This is a genomic window from Zhihengliuella salsuginis, from assembly GCF_014651715.1.
Taxonomy (GTDB): domain Bacteria; phylum Actinomycetota; class Actinomycetes; order Actinomycetales; family Micrococcaceae; genus Zhihengliuella; species Zhihengliuella salsuginis.
The window spans coordinates 257,116-275,383 of the sequence record NZ_BMXK01000002.1 but is presented as its reverse complement, the minus strand read 5'-3'; the positions used below and the strand labels follow the sequence as shown (position 1 = coordinate 275,383).

Here is an 18,268-nt window from a genome sequence, read left to right as displayed (position 1 = left end):
TCCCCCGGCGAGTCGTCAAGACCTGCGAGCGGCGGAGTTTCCAATTCCGCGCCCCATGGTCCTCCTAGCCTGTCCAGCTGCTTCGCCTCTTTAGAGTTCCGACGCGGGCACGCCCACGCCAAAAATTGTCGGTTCCGACCCGCTGGTCGGAACATCCCGCGCGGTCGGCAGCTCGCCGACCGTGTGCGCGGTCCCCTCGGCGGCGGGGGCACCGCCGCGCTCGACGGGGGTCTCGCCCGAGCCCTGGGCGCTCGTCGCCACGCGCGACCCGCGACCCCGACGCCTGCCTGGTGCCGGCGCGGCTTCGGGCGCGGCTTCGGGCGCGGCGCGTTCCGGAACAGGGGCGGGTTCGACCGCCGGCTCGGGGAGCACCTCCGCAGGCTTCCGCTCGGCCGGCCGCTCCTCCGCCTGCACCGGCTCCGCGCCGGCCTCCGGCGTGCCGAAGGCCGCCGTCAGGCTCTCGAGGGTCAGCTCGGGGCTCTGCGCGGGTGCGGTCGCCTTGCGGCGTCCGCGGCGGGAGCGCGGAAGCCTCACCTTCTCCCCCGCGATCTCGACCACCGGTTCGCCTTCGCGCCCGGGCTCGGCACCGGCCGGCTGCCGGTCCGGTTCCGCAGCCGGCTGCTCGGCGCGGCTCTGCGGCCGATCCTGCGCGGGCTCCGGCTTCTTCTCCGCTCCGCCCTCGTTCTCGTGGGCGGCGTGCGCGGCGGCCGCGATGTTCGCCAGCGCCTCACGGGTGGCGCTGGCCTTGGCCTCGCGCTCGTCGTCGTTCGACGCGTTCTCGCCGCCCTGGGACTTCTTCTTGCCGGCGTCCTGGCCCTTGCCTGCGTCCTGGCTCTTGCCGTCGCCGCCCTTGCCGTCGCCCTTGCGACGGCGGCGTCCCGAGCGGTCGCCGGCCGGTTCGCCGACGGAGTTGTGGGCGCGACGGTGCTCGACCGGCTCGTCGTGGGTGATGACACCCCGGCCGGCGCACGCTTCGCAGTCCTCGCTGAAGACTTCGAGCAGGCCGGTGCCCATGCGCTTGCGCGTCATCTGGACGAGTCCGAGCGACGTCACCTCCGCGACCTGGTGCTTGGTGCGGTCGCGGCCGAGGCACTCGACCAGGCGGCGGAGCACGAGATCGCGGTTCGATTCAAGCACCATGTCGATGAAGTCGATGACGATGATGCCGCCGATGTCGCGCAGGCGCAGCTGCCGGACGATCTCCTCGGCCGCTTCCAGGTTGTTCTTGGTGACGGTCTCCTCGAGGTTGCCGCCGGACCCGGTGAACTTGCCGGTGTTGACGTCGACGACCGTCATGGCCTCGGTGCGGTCGATCACGAGCGAGCCGCCCGAGGGCAGGAAGACCTTGCGCTCCAGCGCCTTGTAGATCTGCTCGTCGATCCTGTGGGCGCTGAAGATGTCCTCCTCGGCCTCCCACTTCTGGAGCCGCTCGAGAAGGTCCGGCGCCACATACGTCACGTAGGCCTCGATCGTGTCCCAGGCCTCGTCGCCGGAAACGACCAGCTGGGAGAAGTCCTCGTTGAAGACGTCGCGCACGACCTTGATGGTCAGGTCGGGTTCCGAGTAGAGCAGCTCCGGCGGGGTCGTCTTGTTCGACGAGGACTTGTGCTCGATGTCCTCCCACTGGGCGCGCAGGCGGTTGATGTCGTGCATCAGCTCCTCCTCGCTCGCGCCCTCTGCCGCGGTGCGGACGATCACGCCGGCGTTCTCCGGCAGGTGGTCCTTGAGGATCTTCTTCAGGCGGTTCCGCTCGACATCCGGCAGCTTGCGGGAGATGCCGGTCATCGAACCGCCCGGCACGTACACGAGGTAGCGTCCCGGAAGCGAGACCTGCCCCGTGAGTCGGGCGCCCTTGTGCCCGACCGGGTCCTTGGTGACCTGCACGACGACGGACGCGCCCGACTTCAGCGCGTTCTCGATGCGCCGCGGGGAACCGTCCAGATTCGCGGCGTCCCAGTTGACCTCGCCCGCGTAGAGCACGGCGTTGCGGCCCCGGCCGATATCGATGAAGGCGGCCTCCATCGACGGCAGCACGTTCTGCACCTTGCCGACGTAGACGTTGCCGATCAGCGAATCCTGCTGCGTCTTGGACACGAAGTGCTCAGCGAGCACACCGTCCTCGAGGACGCCGATCTGGATCCGGTCGTCGGCGTGGCGGACGATCATCTTGCGGTCCACCGATTCGCGGCGGGCGAGGAACTCGGCCTCGGTGATGACCTGGCGGCGGCGCCCGGAGTCGCGGGACTCCCGGCGGCGCTGGCGCTTCGCCTCGAGGCGGGTCGACCCCTTGACGCTCGTCACCTTGTTCGAGGCGGGCTCGCCGCCACGGGGCGTGCGCACGCGCGTCACGGTCCCGGGAGGATCCTCCTCCGACCCGCCGGTCAGTTCGAGGTCGGCGTCGCCGCGGCGGCGACGACGACGGCGGCGCGACGTCACGCTCTCGTCCTCCGCCGGCTCCTGCTGGTCCTCGGCGACCTCCTGCTCGTCCCGGCCGCCCTTGCGGCGGCGGCGCGAGCGGCGGTTGCGGCCGGCGTCGGCCGACTCGGCGTCCTGCTCGTCCTGCCCGGCGGCTTCGGCCGGGGCCTCGTCGTCCGGTTCCCCGGCCGGGGGAACCGTCGTCAGATCGGGCGCCTGGAAGAGCACGGACGTCGCCGATGGCGCGGCCTTGAACGGGTCGCCTTCCGACGCCTCGCCCTCTGCGGCCGCCACGGGCTCCGCGACGGGACCGGAGGGAACCGCCGGTTCGGCCGGCTGCTCTCCGCCGGTCGCCGGATCGGAGTCGGCGGGGGCCGGCGCTTCGACGGCCTTCTTGGCACGGGACTTGCGGGGCGCGCGCTTGGCCGGGGCCTTCTTCTCGACGGACTCCTCCTGGACGTCCTCGGACGCGGCGTCCTGCGCCGGCTCTGCCGGGGTGGCCTCATCCGCGGCCGGGGTCTCCGCGGCCTTCTTGGCACGCGAGGCTCGCGGAGCCCGCTTGGCAGGAGCCTTCTTGGCAGGCTTCTCGGCGGCCTCGTCAGGACCGCCCGCGGCGTCGGCCGTCGCCTCGCCCGCCCCGGCGGACTCGAGCTCCGCAGCCTCGGCGGCCTTCTGGGCCGCCGTCTTCCGGGGGCGGCGAGCACGCTTCTTCGGCGCGGTCTCCGCTGCGCCCTCGGGCGCGTCCTGCGCGGCTGGTGCCGCGATCTCGAGTTCTGCTGCCTGCGAGGGTGTCTCTGTGGTTTCGTCCATGGGACTTGCATCTCCTAGTCGACGGCTCGTCCACAGCGACGCCGCCGGCGGTCGTTCGGTCCTGTGGGCCGCCGGCTCCTCGCCGGCGCGGCCACGGACCGGAAGTCAGTAGCTATCCGTCCGGGTGCGCCCATTCGTTCTCCGGGTCGCGCCCCTCGTGGACGGACCAGCGGCGCTTTTCCTGGCATGCCGCTTTCTGTTGCGGCGGCCGGGAGCGGAAATCGTGTCGACGGTCTGTGGTTCTCCGTCGTGTCGAAACATCGCTCGAGGGCCTGGAAGCCTGTCGCTGGGTTGCCCGTGGACTGTGGATCCATGGCCAACCACCGCCATTGTCTCACACCCCGGAATCCTCACAGGCGGCGGGTCCGGCGACGGACGGGTTTAGTCCCTAGACTGTGAGCATGTCAGACACCGTGCAGGCGCCAGAGTCGCGCTCCTCTTCGACCGGAAAATCCTTCGGCTGGCTGCTCGCCATCACGGGCACTGTCGCGTGGCTCGCGTCGATCACGCTCGTCCTGGAGCGGCTCGAGCTCTACAAGGACCCGGACCACGTGACGAGCTGCGACATCAACCCGTGGGTGTCGTGCGGTGCCGTCATGCAGGAGTGGCAGGCGGCCCTGTTCGGCTTCCCGAATCCGTTCATCGGCGTGGTCGGCTTCGCGGTCGTGATGACGATCGGCGTGTCGCTGGTCGCCGGCGCCCGCTTCCCCCGCTGGTACTGGGTCGGCACCCAGATCGGCGTCACCCTCGCCTTCGTCTTCATCGTGTGGCTCTGGTCCCAGGCGGTCTACTCGATCCACATCCTGTGCCTGTACTGCATGGTCGTCTGGGCGATGATGATCCCCATCTTCGTGTACACCACCGCCCGCAACATGGCCGCCGGCCTGTTCGGCGGGCCCGAGCGCGTCCGCCGCGCCGCCCGCGACTGGGCGTGGGTCGTCACCACCGGCCTGATCCTGCTGGTCGCCGCCTCTGTGCTGATCAGCTTCTCCGGGGTGTTCTTCGGTTCCTGACCTCCCCGCCCCGAAAACAGAACGACGACGGCACGTTGCGTGCCGTCGTCGTTCTGTTTGTCGTCGGGGAGACCGGATCAGGCGAACCAGATACCGATCTCCCGCTCGGCCGACTCCACGGAGTCGGAACCGTGCACGAGGTTCTTCTGGACCTTCTCGCCCCAGTCGCGGCCGAGGTCGCCGCGGATGGTGCCCGGCGCGGCCGTCGTCGGGTCGGTGGTGCCGGCCAGCGACCGGAAGCCCTCGATGACGCGGTGGCCCTCGAGGACGGCGACGACGCTCGGGCCGGAGAGCATGAACTCGACAAGCGGCTCGTAGAACGGCTTGCCGACGTGCTCCTCGTAGTGCTGCTCGAGCAGCTCGCGCGTCGCCTGTGCCTGCTTCAGCTCGACGATCTTGTAGCCCTTGGCTTCGATGCGGGCGAGGATCGTTCCGGTCAGCTGGCGCTCGACGCCATCCGGCTTCACCAGAACGAGGGTGCGTTCGGTCGTCATGTGTTTCCCTTCGCGGTTGGGGATGATCTGTTGGAAGTCTATGCGGTTCGGCTCAGGCCGTCTCGCCGTGCTCGGCGTCCCAGGCTTCCTGGGCCGCCTCGCGCGCCCGGTTCTCCTCGTCCATCTGCCGCCCCTTGGTGACGGCGTACCACCACGCCACGGCGAAGAGCGCGCCGATGACGAACATGTAGTAGTCGAGGAAGCCGGCCACGATCAGGACCAGCTGGAGCGCCCAGCCGATCCAGTATCCGAAGGGCTTGCGAAGTACCGCGCAGGTGAGGATGCTGACGGCGGCGAGGGACAGCCCGACGCCCCACACCAGCGGCTTGCCGAGTTCGTCCCCGTGCAGGCCGGCGATCGACATCGTCGCGAACAGGAACACGAAGGCTTCGAGGGTGAGGACCGTCGAGGCGAACATGACCCGGATCGACCGGCGCTTCTTCTTCATGCCCGGGCGCCACTCGCGCTGGGCCTTGGTCAGTCGTGCCATCTGTTGCTTCCTAGCTCTTTCCCAGCAGTGTGCGTGCCTCGGCGACGAGGGTGATGGAACCGGTGACGAGGACGCCGCCGCCGCCGAAGTCCTCCGTCGCGTCCGCCCGTCCGACGGCCCATTCGAGGGCGTCGTCGAGCTTCTCCGCGGCGTGCAGGTCCTCGTCGGCGAACCCGGCGTTCAGGGCCAGCCGGCCCAGTTCGCCGGCGGGGATGGCCCGTGGCGACGTCGACTGGGTCAGGCAGATGTCCTCGACGAGGTCGCCGTACGCCTCCCGCAGTTCGACGAGCATCGCCTCGGCGTCCTTCTCGGCGAGGATCCCGACCACCAGAACGAGCTTGGTGAAGCCGAAGACCTCTTTGATCGCCTCGGCCGAGGCCCGCACGCCGTCGGGGTTGTGCGCGGCGTCGACGACGATCGTCGGCGACGTGCGCACCACTTCGAGCCGCCCCGGGCTCGTCACCTTCTCGAGGCCGGCGCGCAGCGTCTCGACGTCGAGTTCCTTCTCCCCGCCGCCGATGAACGCCTCGAGGGCCGCGATCGCTACCGCCGCGTTCTGGGCCTGGTGCGCGCCGTGGAGCGGCAGGAGCAGTTCCTCGTAGCGGCCGGCCAGGGAGCGGACGGTCAGCTGCTGGCCGCCGACGCCCATCTCCCGCTGCTCGACGCCGAATTCGACGCCCTCGAACCGGAACTCGACGCCCTTCTCGCGGGCGGCGTCGAGCAGCACCTGTGCAGCGTCCGGCTCCTGCGCGGCGGAGACGAGGAAACCCCCCGCCTTGACGATGCCGGCCTTCTCCGCGGCGATGTCCTCGACGCGGTCTCCGAGCAGGTCGGTGTGGTCCAGCGAGATCGGCGTCACGACGGAGACCTGGCCGTCCGCCACGTTGGTGGCGTCCGTGATCCCTCCGAGGCCGACCTCGAGGACCACGACGTCGACCGGCTCGTCGGCGAAGACCGCGAACGCGAGGATGGTCACGGCCTCGAAGTACGTCAGCCGGTTCTCGCCGCGCTCCTCGAGCTCGGCGTCGACCATCGACAGGTAGGGGCGGATCTCGTCCCAGATCCGCACGAACGTCTCGTCGTCGACGGGCTCGCCGTCGAGGGAGATGCGCTCGGTCACCTTGGACAGGTGCGGGCTGGTGTAGCGGCCGACCCGCAGGTCGTGCGCCAGCAGGAGCGATTCGAGGATGCGGGCCGTCGACGTCTTGCCGTTGGTCCCCGTGATGTGGATGACGGGCGCGGCCTTGTTGGGCTCGCCAAGGAAGTCCATGGCACGGAACATCGGCTCCATGCGCGGTTCCATCTTGTTCTCGGGCGCGCGTCCGAGGAGCTCGGCGTAGACGCTCTCCACGGAGAACGCGTCGTAGTGGTCGGCACTCATGTGGTCGGCCCCATTTCCTTTTCGGCGGCCTCGGCCTGGGCGACGGTCTCGACCTGCACGGCCGGGGCCGCGCCGTCGTCGGCCGTCTCCAGGACCAGGCCGGTGGTGAGCGTCTCGCTCTTGAGCAGCTCGGTGTGCTGGTGCAGTGCCGCGATCGTCTCCGCGTCAGCGGTGACGACGGCGCGGATCCGGTCGGACACGTTCAGGTCGGCGTCCTTGCGGGCCTGCTGGATGACGCGGATCATGTCGCGGGCAGCGCCCTCGGCGGCCAGTTCGGCGCTGACATGCGTGTCGAGCACGATGAAGCCGACGCCGTCGATGACCGCCGCGGCGATCTCGGCATCCTCGGAGGCGTCCACGACGGTCTCCAGCGAGTACTCGTGCTCTTCGAGCCCGAGGCCTCCGGCGGTGACCGCGCCGGCCTCGTCGACCGACCAGTCCCCCGATTTGGAGCCCTTGATCGCCTGCTGCACCCCCTTGCCGAGTCGCGGGCCGGCGGCCCGGGCGTTGACGACCAGCTTCTGGCTGATGCCGTACTCGCTCGCCGTGGTGTCGGCCGCGTCCTTCAGCTCGACGCCGCGCAGGTTGAGCTCGTCGGCGATGATCGCGGCGTAGGTGCCCTCCAGGTCGGCGGCCCCCGAGGCCACGATCGTGAGCTTGTTCAGCGGCAGGCGGACCCGCAGGTTCGCGCCCTTGCGCAGGGACGATCCGACCGAGCAGATCCGCCGCGTCAGGTCCATCCGCGCAACCTGGTCCGCCTTCCGCGGGAAGGCAGAGGCCTCCGGGAAGTCGGTCAGGTGGACCGAGCGTCCCCCGGTCAGCCCGCGCCAGATCTCGTCCGCCGCCAGCGGCAGCAGCGGCGCCGCGACGCGGGTGAGCGTCTCGAGGCAGGTGAAGAGCACGTCGAAGGCCTGCTCGTCCTCGGCGAAGAACCGCTGGCGCGAGCGGCGGATGTACCAGTTGGTCAACGTGTCCATGTAGCGGCGGACGACGTCGCAGGCGTCCGAGATCTCGTACGCGTCGAGCGACGCCCGGGTCTCGCGGACCAGATCGCCGGTCGCGGCGAGCATGTACTCGTCCAGCGGGTCCGTCGACTCGAACCGCAGCTGCGCGTCGTACCCGGTGCCCCCGCCCGCCGCGTTCGTGTACAGGCTGAAGAAGTGCCACGCGTTCCACAGCGGCAGCAGCACCTGGCGGACGCCGTCGCGGATTCCCTGCTCGGTGACGACGAGGTTGCCGCCGCGCAGGATCGGGCTGGCCATGAGGAACCAGCGCATCGCGTCGGACCCGTCGCGGTCGAGGACCTCGTTGACGTCCGGGTAGTTCTGCAGGGACTTCGACATCTTCGCCCCGTCCGATCCGAGGACGATGCCGTGGCTGATGACGTTCTTGTAGGCCGGGCGGTCGAACAGCGCCGTGGAGAGGATGTGCATCGTGTAGAACCAGCCGCGGGTCTGGCCGATGTACTCGACGATGAAGTCGGCCGGGTGGTGCGAGTCGAACCACTCCTTGTTCTCCATCGGGTAGTGGGCCTGGGCGTACGGCATCGACCCCGAGTCGAACCAGACGTCGAGGACGTCCTCGACGCGGCGCAGCGTGCCGCCCTCAGCGCAGCCCTCGTGGGCGCGCGTCAGGTCGTCGATGAACGGCCGGTGCAGGTCCGGCTCGCCGTCGTGGTTGAGCGGGAGGCGCCCGAAGGCGGCCCGCAGGTCGTCGAGCGATCCGTGGACCTCCCGGTGCTCGCAGTTCGGGCCGTCGCACTCCCAGACGGGGATCGGGGAGCCCCAGTAGCGGTTGCGGCTGATCGACCAGTCGCGGGCGTTCTCCAGCCACTTGCCGAACTGGCCGTCCTTGACGTTCTCCGGGATCCAGTTGATCTGCTGGTTCAGCTCCAGCATGCGGTCCTTGATCCTGGTGACCTCGACGTACCAGGAGGAGATCGCGCGGTAGATCAGCGGCGTGCGGCAGCGCCAGCAGTGCGGGTAGGAGTGGACGTAGCTCGCCTGTTTGACCAGGCGGCCGGCGTCCTTGACGACGCGGGTGATGGTCTTGTTGGCCTCGAAGGCCTGCACGCCGACGATGTCGGCGAGGTCGCCGCCCGCGAAGACCTCGAGGAACTTCGCCCCCGAGTCGACGGAGAGCACCACGGGGATGCCGGCGGCCTCGCAGATCGCCTGGTCCTCCTCGCCGTAGGCCGGGGACTGGTGGACGAGGCCCGTGCCGTCGGTGGTGGTGACGTAGTCGGCGACGAGGAGCTGCCACGCGTTCTCCGTGCCCCACGTCTCCGTGTCCGCGAACGTGTCCCACAGCGGCTCGTAGGTGACGCCCTCCAGTTCCGCACCGCGGAAGGTGCCGGTCACGGCCTCGTGGGCGGCAGCGGCGTCGTCGTACCCGAGATCCTTGGCGTAGTTGCCGAGCAGGTCGGCGGCGATCAGGAACCGGCCGGAGGCCTCGGAGGCCTTGACGCCCGCGGGACCGGCCGGGAGGACGACGTACTCGATGTCCGGTCCGACGGCCAGGGCGGCGTTCGTCGGCAGGGTCCACGGGGTGGTCGTCCAGGCCAGCGCCTGCACGCCCGTCAGGCCCAGGGACCCGGCCTTCTCGCCGGTCAGGGGGAACGAGACGGTGACCGTCTGGTCCTGGCGGTCCTGGTAGACGTCGTCGTCCATGCGCAGCTCGTGGTTGGACAGGGGCGTCTCGTCCTTCCAGCAGTACGGGAGCACGCGGAACCCCTGGTAGGTCAGGCCCTTCTCATGCAGCTGCTTGAACGCCCAGATCACCGACTCCATGTACTCGACGTTCAGCGTCTTGTAGTCGTTTTCGAAGTCGACCCAGCGCGCCTGGCGGGTCACGTAGTTCTGCCACTCGTCGGCGTACTTCATGACCGAGGTGCGGCAGGCGTCGTTGAACTTGTCGATGCCCATGGCCTCGATCTGCACCTTGTCGGTCATGCCCAGCTGCTTCATGGCCTCGAGCTCCGCCGGCAGCCCGTGGGTGTCCCAGCCGAAGCGGCGCTCGACCCGCGAGCCGCGCTGCGTCTGGTAGCGCGCGACGAGGTCCTTGACGTAGCCGGTCAGCAGGTGGCCGTAGTGGGGCAGGCCGTTCGCGAAGGGCGGGCCGTCGTAGAACACGAACTCGCCCTCGCCGTTCTCGCCGGCGTCGCGCTGCTCGATCGATGCGGAGAACGTGCCGTCCCGGCCCCAGTAGTCGAGGATGCGCTCCTCGATCTGCGGGAAGCGGGGGCTGGCGGGCGTCGCGCCCTGCGGATCGGTGGAAGCCTTGGGGTAAAAGCTCATCAGCGGGTCTCTCCTGCAGTCCTGGCATCGGTTGTCGCATCCCGCGCCGGTGGGCGGGACGCCGGGTCCTCGATGCGGGGACGGGGCTTCACGCCTGGGCGTTCGGCTCGCGGTACCACCCCGCTTGCCGCGCTCCGCCTCCCCGAGGGCGACGGCACGCGGCCGCTTGTGGCAGCTGTGACGGGCTTACCCGTCCGGTTCTACTGGGCCCTGGGAGGGGCTGTTCTTCCGGAAGCTCACCGGTGATGGCCGGGTCGTCGCTGGTGGAGTTGCAAGTGTATGCCCCTAGTCTAGCGGCTTGCGAATCACCTTGTGCGCCGCGGCCTGCGCCACCGGGCGGACCACGATCTCGTCGAGGTTCACGTGGTGCGGCGCCGAGACGGCGTAGGCGATGAGGTCCGCGACGTCCCCGGCGGTCAGGGGCTCGTCGACACCGGCGTAGACGTCCCGGGCCGCCTGCTCGTCGCCGAGGCGGTTGAGGGCGAACTCCTCCGTGCGGACAAGGCCCGGCAGCACCTCCACGACCCGGATGTTGTGCTCCGCCTCCTCGAGCCGCAGCGCCTGCGTCATCCCGCGCTGGCCGAACTTGGCCGCGTTGTAGCCGGAACCGCCCTCGTAGCTGACGAGCCCGGCCGTCGAGGTGAGGTTGAGCACGGTGCCGCGCCCGTGGGCGCGGAGCATCGGGAGGAACGCGCGCGTGATCTTCATCGTGCCGATCACGTTGACCCGGAGCATCCACTCCCAGTCCGCGGTGTCGGCCCCGGCCAGGGAGTCGGCGCCCCTGGCCCCGCCGGCGATGTTCACAAGCGTGTCGATGCCGCCGGCGGCGGTGACGGTGGCGAGCAGGCGCGCGACGTCGTCGTCGTCGGTGATGTCGGCGGTCACCGGCACGGCGCCCGTCTCCGCGGCCAGGGCCTCCAGCCGCTCGGAGCGGCGCGCGACGGCGAAGACCTCCCACCCCTGGCGGGCGAGCTGCCGGACGGTCGCCGCGCCGATGCCGGTGCTGGCGCCGGTCACGACGGCGGTGCGGAAGGGGCGGGCTGCGGGATCGGGGGCCGGGACCTTCGGGTTCATGCGCCCAGACTATCCGCTGCCGGACGCGCGATGCGCCGCCCGCGGCACCGGTGGGCCACCGGGCGCGGACGGCGCATCACGGCCGGGACGCCGTCTACGGGTTGCCGGCGAACTCGCGGGCGGCGGAGTGCTCGATCATGGTCTCGCGTTCGACGACCTTCACGCGCTGCCGGGTGACCGGGCCGAAGCGGGTCGGGACCTCGCCGGCGGCCGCCCCCAGGGCGCGCTCGTGCTCGTCGAGGTCGAGCCAGCCGTTCCAGTCGGTGTACGTCACACCGCGCTCGTGCAGCAGCGTCTCGATCGGCTCCTCGACCTGGACGCCGGGAAACGCCGGGGCGTCGGCGAGCAGGTGGGTGATGGTCTCCTGCGCGTCGCCCTTCGTGTGGCCGATGAGGCCGACCGGGCCGCGCTTGATCCAACCCGTCGCGTAGAGCCCCGGAACCGGGGAGCCGTCTGCGTCGAGGACCCGTCCCTCGACATTCGGGACGACGCCGCGCGCGCCGTCGTACTCGATCCCGTCGAGCGCGGACCCGAAGTAGCCGACCGCGCGGTAGACGCCGCCGACCTCGTAGTCGACGTACTCCCCCGTGCCGCGGGCGCCGCCGCTGCCGTCGAGCTCGTTGCGCTCGACGCGCAGACCCGTGACCATCCCATCCTCGCCGAGCAGCTCGATCGGCGACTGCAGGAAGTGCAGGTGCAGGCGCCGGCTCGCGGGCACGTGCTCCGGGTTCTCCTCGCGGTCGTCCTGCTCGACGAGCCAGTTCGTGAGCGTGGAGACCATGGTCTTGACCTGGTTGTTGGACTTGATCTCGGCATCCGAGCCGGCGTCGAACTCGAAGTCCTCCGGGTAGAGCACGATGTCGACGTCCTGGCTGTGCGAGAGCTCGCGCAGCTCAAGCGGCGTGAACTTCACCTGGGCCGGGCCGCGGCGGCCGAAGACGTGCACGTCCGTGACCGCCGAGTCGTTCAACTGCTCGTAGACGTGGTCCGGGATCTCCGTGGAGAGCAGCTGGTCCGCGTGCTTGGAGAGGATGCGGGCGACGTCGAGGGCGACGTTGCCGTTGCCGAGCACCGCGACCTCTTTCGCGTCGAGGGGCCACTGCCGCGGAACATCCGGGTGGGCGTCGTACCAGGAGACGAAGTCGGCGCCGCCGAACGACCCCTCGAGCTCGATGCCGGGGATGTTCAGGTCCGCGTCCTTCTGGGCGCCGGTCGCGACGATCACGGCGTCGTAGCGGGCCTTCAGGTCCGGCAGCGACAGGTCGCGCCCGAGCGCCACGTTGCCGAAGAAGCGGATCCAGTCCTTCTCGAGCACCTTGTGCAGGGCGTTGATGATGCCCTTGATGCGGGGGTGGTCCGGCGAGACGCCGTAGCGGATGAGCCCGAACGGGGTCGGCAGCTCGTCGAAGAGGTCGACGGCGAGGCGCACCTCTCCCCCGGCGACCTGCGGGGACTTCCCCAGCAGGTCGGCGGCGTAGATGCCGGCGGGGCCGGCTCCGACGATCGCGACGCGCAACAGGCGGCCGGTCGGCTGGTCGGTGGCGGTTTCAGTCATGAGAGTTCCTTTGCTGTCAGGTTCGGATGGGCCGCCGACTGCTCGGCGGCGAGAGCTGAGGTGAAGAAGTCCTCGCGTTCCATGTCGGCGAGGGTGACGACGTCGCCGATGACGATGACGGCCGGGTTCGACACGCCGATCGCCCGGGCGCGGGCCGCGATGGTCGCCAGGGTGGCGATGGTGCTGCGCTGGTCGGGCAGGAAGCCGCGCTCGACGATGGCGACCGGCGTGGTGCCGTCGAGCCCGCGCGAGCGCAGGGCCGCGACGGTCGACTCGAGCCGGGCGACGCCCATCAGCACGACGAGCGTGTGGTCGGCCCGCACGGGCACGTCGCCGAGCTCCTCGTGCCCGGTCACCACGGTGAACCCGGTCGCGAGGCCGCGGTGCGTGACCGGGATCCCGGCCGCCGCGGGCACGGAGACCGCCGAGGTCACCCCGGGGACCACGCTGACGTCGATCCCGTGCTCGCGCAGGAACGCCGCCTCCTCCCCGCCGCGGCCGAGCACGTAGGGGTCGCCGCCCTTGAGCCGCACCACCCGGTGCCCGGCGCGCGCCTCGGCGACGAGCCGCACGTTGATCTGGTCCTGCGTGGCCACGTGCGCCCCGGGCGCCTTGCCGACGTCGATCACCCGCGTGCCGGGCCCGGTGTGCTCGAGCAGCTCGCGCGGGGCGAGCCGGTCCATCAGGACGACGTCGGCGCCCGCCAGGGCGCGCGCCCCGGCCAGCGTGATGAGGTCGGCCGCGCCCGGCCCCGCCCCCACCAGGGTGACGGTTCCGGCGCCGGTGCGCGCCGTCGTCGTGCGGGTTTCGCTGTTCATGCGTCGGCCCCCTTCGGGCTGAGTCCGCGTCCGGCGAGCAGCCGCCGCTCCCACGGCGCGAAGACCAGGAGCTCGACGACGATGCCGATCGCGAGGATGACGAGGATGATGAGGGCCACCAGGCCGAGGTCGGCGAGGTCCCGGCCGCGCTGCAGCAGCGAGCCGACGCCGAGGCCGAGGGAGCCGCCGACGGCGATCAGCTCCGCGGCCATGAGCGAGCGCCACGAGAACGCCCAGCCCTGGCGCAGGCCGGAGACGTACCCGGGCAGCGCCGCGGGCAGCTCGACCAGCAGGATGTGCTGGAGCCGGCGGGCGCCGAGCACGTGCGAGAGCGCCCGGTACTGGCCCGGGATCATGTCGATGCCCGCGAGCAGGCCGTTGACGATCGACGGGATCGCGCCCAGGAGGATGACCGCGTAGATGGTCGCGTCGGTCAGCCCGAAGACGATGATCGCGGCGGGCACCCAGGCGACCGACGGCAGCACCTGCAGCGCGGAGACCAGCGGGCCGACCGCCCGGCGCAGCCACGGGGCGTGGGCGAGCGCGAGGGCGAGCGGCGTCGCGATGACGAGCGCGACGGCGAACCCGCTGAGCCCCCGCCAGAGCGAGGTCGCCGCCGCGGAGGGCAGGGTCCCGTCGCCGACGACCCGGCCCGCGGTGGCGAGGACCGCGCCGGGCCCCGGGAACAGGTCGTCCCGCATGGGCGAGGCCCACGCGGCGATCTGCCACAGGCTGACGAGCACGACGACGGCGGCCAGCGGGGGTGCCGCCTTGGACCAGGCCCGGGCGAGCGCCCCGCGGCGCGGCCGCGATGCGGAGGAGCGCGCCGGCGGGGCGATTGCGCCCTCGGGGTCCGGCCCGGTGCGGGAGCGTTCATCGATCAAGGTGCTCATGTTTGAACTGCTCCTTCCTGAGGACGTCGGTCAGCTCCGCCGCGAGTGCGGCGGCCCGGGCGGGGTCCGCCCTGAAGTCGTCGGTGATGGTCCGGGTGTCGATCACGCGGCCGGGGTGCGAGGAGAGGACGAGGATCCGCCCGGCCAGGCGGATCGCCTCGCGCACGTTGTGCGTGACGAAGACGATCGTCATGCCCGTGCGCTGCCAGATGGCCCGCAGCTCCTCGTGCAGCATGTCGCGGGTGATCGCGTCGAGGGCCGCGAACGGCTCGTCCATGAGCAGCAGCCTCCGCCTCTGGGCCAGGGCCCGGGCGAGGGCGACGCGCTGGCGCATCCCGCCGGACATCTCGTGCGGCTTCTTCGTGCGGGCGTGGCCGAGCTGCACCAGATCGATCAGCTCGCGGGCCCGGCCGGAGCGCTCGGCGCGCGGCACCCCGGCGAGGCGCAGGGCGAGCTCCACGTTGTCCTGGGCCGTGAGCCACGGCAGCAGCGTGGGGTCCTGGAACATGAAGGCCGCGCCGTCGTCGGGGACCTCGACGCTGCCGCCGGTGGGCTCCAGCAGCCCGGCCAGTACGTTGAGCAGGGAGGACTTCCCGCAGCCCGAGGCCCCGAGCAGGGCGACGAACTCGCCCGGCTGGATCGATTCCGTCAGGCCGTCCAGCACGACCGGCCCGTCGCCGTAGCGCAGCGTCGTCTCGCTCAGTTCCACGCTCATGGTCCCTGACCTCCTTCGGTATCGCTCTTCGGCCAGTCGGTGTCGATCAGCCCGTCCAGGCCCCCGGGGCCGGCCCCCGGGAGGACTCCGGTCTCCCGGGCCCGCTCGAGCAGGACCGGGTACGTTCCGGCCAGCGGGTCGGCGGTGAATCTCATTCCGTCGATCGCACTCGCCAGGACGGACCGGGACAGGTTCTCTCCCGCGGCCCGCTGGATCGCCGCATCGGCGACGTCGACCAGCTGGTCGGGGTGCTCGTCGGCCCAGCGGATGCTCCGCTCGTTGGCCTCGACGAGCCGTGCCACGGTCTCCGGGTGCTGTCCCGCGAACTTCTGGGAGACGACCAGGACGCTCGTCGGGAAGTCGCCGCCGGGCCAGAGGTCGCGTTCGTCGACGAGGATCTCCCCGTCGTGCTCCTCCACGAGCATCGAGGCCCAGGGTTCGGGCTGCCAGGCGGCCGCGACAGCACCGCGGGCGAAGAGCTGGACGGCCGTGCCGGCGGCCGCGTGGCTGATGGCGACGTCGTCCTCCGCGCCGTGGGAGCGCAGGTAGTCGCGGGCCGCGACGTCCTGCGTACCGGCGTACTGCGGGGTCGCGATCTCGCCGCCGGCCAGGCCGGCGACGTCGGTCGTGCCCGGCTGGGCCACGAGATACGCGCCGCCGCTGGTCGCCCCGGCCACGACGCGGATCGACGCCCCGTCGCTGCCGAGGTAGGAGGCGATCGCCGGGCTCGGGCCCACATAGGCGGCGTCGATCGCGCCCGCGTTGATCGCCTCCATGGCGGACGGGCCCGCGGTGAAGACCTGCGTCTCGAGCCGCGTGCCGTCCGGGTCGAGCCCGTCGGCGAGGATCCCCCGTTCGAGCCCGACGAGCGCCGGGACGTGGGTCACAGTCGCGAAGTACCCGAGCCGGAGCTCCTCGGCCGGGCCTAGATCCGTCGCCTTCGCCGCCAGCTGCGGCGACGGGACGAACGCGGTGCCGATCGCCACCAGGGCGAGCAGCACCACGCCGGCTCCCGCGCCCCATGCACGGCGGCGCGCACGGGTCTCAGGCCGCGACATGTTCCGGGACTCGGCTGCCGTCGGCCGCACCGTGCGCGGCACCCGCGTCCGACTCGATCATGCCGGCCGCCAGCGTGGTGCCGTCCTGCGGGTCGATCATCAGGAAGGATCCGGCGGTCCGGCTGTCGCGGTAGTCGGTGACCGCGAGCGGGACCGCGGTGCGCAGGCGCACGAGCCCGAGGTCGTTCAGTCCGAGGCGGTCCGCCGGGTGCTTCGAGAAGTCGGAGACCCGCAGGACGTGGTCGATGCCCTCCACCTTGGCCTGGACGACCTGCGCACCGTGCTTGATCAGCACGCGCTGGCCGGGGCCTACCGGGACGTCCGAGAGCAGGCAGACCTCGGCGGCGAACTCGCGGGTCGGCTCCGACAGTTCACCGGCGACGATCGTGTCGCCGCGGGCGACGTCGATGTCGGCGTCGAGCTCGACGACGACGGCGTCCCCCGCGTGGGCGGCCTCGATCGGGCCGGTCGTGGAGCGCAGGCCCTCGATGCTGGCCGTGTAGGGCCGGCCGGCACTGAGCACCTGGACGGCATCGCCGACGCGCAGGCTGCCGCCGCTGACGGTGCCCGCGTAGCCGCGGAAGTCGCGGAACGCCTCGGCGTCGTAGCCCGGCTGCAGCGCACCCTGCGGGCGGATGACGAGCTGCACGTCGAGCCGGGCCACGTGCTGCTCCACGGCCACCGGCAGGGTCTCGAGCAGCTCGAGCAGCGTCGGCCCCGTGTACCAGGGCGCGGAGACGCCGCGGTCGACGACGTTGTCGCCGTCTAGGGCGCTGACCGGGATGACCGTGACGCTCTCGATGTCGAGCTCGCGGGCGACGGCGGTGACCTGGGACTCGAGGGCAGCGAACGCGGAGGCGTCCCAGCCGATCAGGTCCATCTTGTTCACCGCGACGATCACCTGCGGGACGCGCAGCAGCCCGAGCACGCCCAGGTGGCGGCGGGTCTGCTCGACCACGCCGTTGCGGGCGTCGACCAGCACGACGGCGGCATCGGCCGTGGAGGCGCCGGTCACCGTGTTGCGGGTGTACTGCACGTGGCCGGGGCAGTCGGCCAGGATGAAGCTGCGCGCCGGCGTCGTGAAGTAGCGGTAGGCGACGTCGATGGTGATGCCCTGCTCGCGCTCGGCGCGCAGGCCGTCGGTCACCAGGGCGAGGTCGAGCGCCGGCTCGTCTCCGCCGAACCCGCGTTCGGCCGAGACGCGGCGGATGTCGTCGAGCGAATCGGCGAGGATGGCCTTGGCGTCGTGCAGCAGGCGGCCCACCAGAGTTGATTTGCCGTCGTCGACGCTGCCGGCCGTTGCGAGGCGGAAAAGTCCGTGTGCCATTTAGAAGTAGCCTTCCTTCTTGCGGTCTTCCATGGCCGCTGCGGAGATTCGGTCGTCGGCGCGGGTCGCGCCGCGTTCGGTGAGCGTGGAGAGCGCCAGCTCGTCCAGGACCTCGGGGACGGTCCGCGCCTCGGACAGGACGGCGCCCGTGCAGCTTGCGTCGCCCACGGTGCGGTAGCGCACCGTCCGGGTCAGGACCTGCTCGCCCTCATTCGGCTGGCTGACGGGTGTGACGGCGCGGATCATGCCCTCGCGTTCGAACACCTCGCGGTCGTGGGCGAAGTAGATCGGGGGCAGCTGGATCCGCTCCCGCGCGATGTAGGCCCAGATGTCGCGTTCGGTCCAGTTGCTGATCGGGAACGCGCGCACGTGCCACCCGGCCGCGTGGCGGCCGTTGTAGAGGCTCCAGACCTCGGGCCGCTGGTTGCGCGGGTCCCAGCCGCCGAACTCGTCGCGCAGGGACAGGATGCGCTCCTTGGCGCGGGCCTTGTCCTCGTCGCGGCGGGCGCCGCCGAAGACGACGTCGAACCGGTGCTCCTCGATCGTGTCGAGCAGCACGCGCGTCTGGAGTCGGTTCCGCGTGCCGTCGGCGTTCTCGCGCAGGCGGCCGTCGTCGATGTAGTCCTGCATGCTGCCGACCACCAGGTTGAGGCCGTAGCGCTCGACGGTGGCATCGCGGAACGCGATCACCTCGTCGAAGTTGTGGCCCGTGTCGACGTGCACGACCGGGATCGGGACCCGCGCCGGGGCCACGGCCTTGGCGAGCAGGTGGAGGACGACGACGGAGTCCTTGCCGCCCGAGAAGAGGAGACCCGGGCGCTCGAACTCCGCGAGGACCTCGCGGATGATGTGGATGGACTCGGCTTCGAGGGCGTCGAGGACGTCGGTCTTCGAGGCCACTTCGCTGGCTACTACGGTCATGAATGCTT

At 71.1% G+C, this 18,268-nt stretch carries 14 protein-coding genes; 1 reads left to right on the top strand and 13 read right to left on the bottom strand.

The genetic code is table 11. The annotated features are described in order from the left end of the window. Positions 1-90 precede the first annotated feature (90 nt). Positions 91-3,225, bottom strand: coding sequence for an Rne/Rng family ribonuclease (locus tag IE069_RS03335; RefSeq protein WP_189348693.1), 3,135 nt, complete (start codon positions 3,223-3,225; stop codon positions 91-93). A gap of 401 nt (positions 3,226-3,626) precedes the next feature. Between IE069_RS03335 and IE069_RS03330 the strand changes: the two genes are divergently transcribed. After that, entirely contained in the window at positions 3,627-4,238 is a 612-nt protein-coding gene (locus IE069_RS03330) for a vitamin K epoxide reductase family protein (RefSeq protein ID WP_189348692.1), read from the top strand. A 77-nt stretch (positions 4,239-4,315) separates the two neighbouring features. On the opposite strand, the gene ndk is transcribed toward IE069_RS03330, so the two are convergent. From ndk to cysD, 12 genes are all read right to left on the bottom strand, one after another. Then, positions 4,316-4,732: a nucleoside-diphosphate kinase gene (ndk, locus tag IE069_RS03325; RefSeq protein ID WP_189348691.1), complete on the bottom strand. Its 417-nt coding sequence runs from the start codon at positions 4,730-4,732 to the stop codon at positions 4,316-4,318. Between the two features lie 52 nt (positions 4,733-4,784). Further along, entirely contained in the window at positions 4,785-5,222 is a 438-nt protein-coding gene (locus tag IE069_RS03320) for a DUF4233 domain-containing protein (protein ID WP_189348690.1), read from the bottom strand. Positions 5,223-5,232: 10 nt separating this feature from the next. Beyond that, on the bottom strand, positions 5,233-6,603 hold the full coding sequence (locus IE069_RS03315) for a bifunctional folylpolyglutamate synthase/dihydrofolate synthase (RefSeq protein WP_189348689.1): 1,371 nt from the start codon (positions 6,601-6,603) through the stop codon (positions 5,233-5,235). Further along, on the bottom strand, positions 6,600-9,899 hold the full coding sequence (gene ileS, locus IE069_RS03310) for an isoleucine--tRNA ligase (protein WP_189348688.1): 3,300 nt from the start codon (positions 9,897-9,899) through the stop codon (positions 6,600-6,602). Before ileS ends, IE069_RS03315 begins: the two co-directional genes overlap by 4 nt. A gap of 285 nt (positions 9,900-10,184) precedes the next feature. Next, positions 10,185-10,973, bottom strand: coding sequence for an SDR family oxidoreductase (locus IE069_RS03305; RefSeq protein WP_189348687.1), 789 nt, complete (start codon positions 10,971-10,973; stop codon positions 10,185-10,187). A gap of 94 nt (positions 10,974-11,067) precedes the next feature. Beyond that, positions 11,068-12,528 carry an FAD-dependent oxidoreductase gene (locus IE069_RS03300; protein ID WP_189348686.1) on the bottom strand — a complete coding sequence of 487 codons (1,461 nt, stop codon included), beginning with the start codon at positions 12,526-12,528 and terminating at the stop codon, positions 11,068-11,070. After that, complete coding sequence (gene cobA / locus IE069_RS03295; protein ID WP_189348685.1) at positions 12,525-13,346, bottom strand: uroporphyrinogen-III C-methyltransferase; 822 nt, start codon at positions 13,344-13,346, stop codon at positions 12,525-12,527. Before cobA ends, IE069_RS03300 begins: the two co-directional genes overlap by 4 nt. Further along, a complete protein-coding gene (locus tag IE069_RS03290) occupies positions 13,343-14,239 on the bottom strand; it encodes an ABC transporter permease (protein WP_189348684.1) in 897 nt (298 codons plus the stop codon). Before IE069_RS03290 ends, cobA begins: the two co-directional genes overlap by 4 nt. Beyond that, positions 14,220-14,954: an ABC transporter ATP-binding protein gene (locus tag IE069_RS03285; protein WP_189348683.1), complete on the bottom strand. Its 735-nt coding sequence runs from the start codon at positions 14,952-14,954 to the stop codon at positions 14,220-14,222. Before IE069_RS03285 ends, IE069_RS03290 begins: the two co-directional genes overlap by 20 nt. Continuing rightward, entirely contained in the window at positions 14,951-16,012 is a 1,062-nt protein-coding gene (locus IE069_RS03280) for an ABC transporter substrate-binding protein (RefSeq protein WP_189348682.1), read from the bottom strand. Before IE069_RS03280 ends, IE069_RS03285 begins: the two co-directional genes overlap by 4 nt. Further along, a complete protein-coding gene (locus IE069_RS03275) occupies positions 15,999-17,339 on the bottom strand; it encodes a sulfate adenylyltransferase subunit 1 (RefSeq protein ID WP_189348681.1) in 1,341 nt (446 codons plus the stop codon). Before IE069_RS03275 ends, IE069_RS03280 begins: the two co-directional genes overlap by 14 nt. After that, entirely contained in the window at positions 17,340-18,260 is a 921-nt protein-coding gene (cysD, locus tag IE069_RS03270; protein ID WP_189348680.1) for a sulfate adenylyltransferase subunit CysD, read from the bottom strand. Positions 18,261-18,268 lie beyond the last annotated feature (8 nt).

What these genes read in the sequence shown, in the direction of transcription:
- IE069_RS03335 (WP_189348693.1), bottom strand. Translation starts at nt 3,225, where the DNA reads ATGGACGAAACCACAGAGACACCCTCGCAGGCAGCAGAACTCGAGATC.
- IE069_RS03330 (WP_189348692.1), top strand. Translation starts at nt 3,627, where the DNA reads ATGTCAGACACCGTGCAGGCGCCAGAGTCGCGCTCCTCTTCGACCGGA.
- ndk (WP_189348691.1), bottom strand. Translation starts at nt 4,732, where the DNA reads ATGACGACCGAACGCACCCTCGTTCTGGTGAAGCCGGATGGCGTCGAG.
- IE069_RS03320 (WP_189348690.1), bottom strand. Translation starts at nt 5,222, where the DNA reads ATGGCACGACTGACCAAGGCCCAGCGCGAGTGGCGCCCGGGCATGAAG.
- IE069_RS03315 (WP_189348689.1), bottom strand. Translation starts at nt 6,603, where the DNA reads ATGAGTGCCGACCACTACGACGCGTTCTCCGTGGAGAGCGTCTACGCC.
- ileS (WP_189348688.1), bottom strand. Translation starts at nt 9,899, where the DNA reads ATGAGCTTTTACCCCAAGGCTTCCACCGATCCGCAGGGCGCGACGCCC.
- IE069_RS03305 (WP_189348687.1), bottom strand. Translation starts at nt 10,973, where the DNA reads ATGAACCCGAAGGTCCCGGCCCCCGATCCCGCAGCCCGCCCCTTCCGC.
- IE069_RS03300 (WP_189348686.1), bottom strand. Translation starts at nt 12,528, where the DNA reads ATGACTGAAACCGCCACCGACCAGCCGACCGGCCGCCTGTTGCGCGTC.
- cobA (WP_189348685.1), bottom strand. Translation starts at nt 13,346, where the DNA reads ATGAACAGCGAAACCCGCACGACGACGGCGCGCACCGGCGCCGGAACC.
- IE069_RS03290 (WP_189348684.1), bottom strand. Translation starts at nt 14,239, where the DNA reads ATGAGCACCTTGATCGATGAACGCTCCCGCACCGGGCCGGACCCCGAG.
- IE069_RS03285 (WP_189348683.1), bottom strand. Translation starts at nt 14,954, where the DNA reads ATGAGCGTGGAACTGAGCGAGACGACGCTGCGCTACGGCGACGGGCCG.
- IE069_RS03280 (WP_189348682.1), bottom strand. Translation starts at nt 16,012, where the DNA reads ATGTCGCGGCCTGAGACCCGTGCGCGCCGCCGTGCATGGGGCGCGGGA.
- IE069_RS03275 (WP_189348681.1), bottom strand. Translation starts at nt 17,339, where the DNA reads ATGGCACACGGACTTTTCCGCCTCGCAACGGCCGGCAGCGTCGACGAC.
- cysD (WP_189348680.1), bottom strand. Translation starts at nt 18,260, where the DNA reads ATGACCGTAGTAGCCAGCGAAGTGGCCTCGAAGACCGACGTCCTCGAC.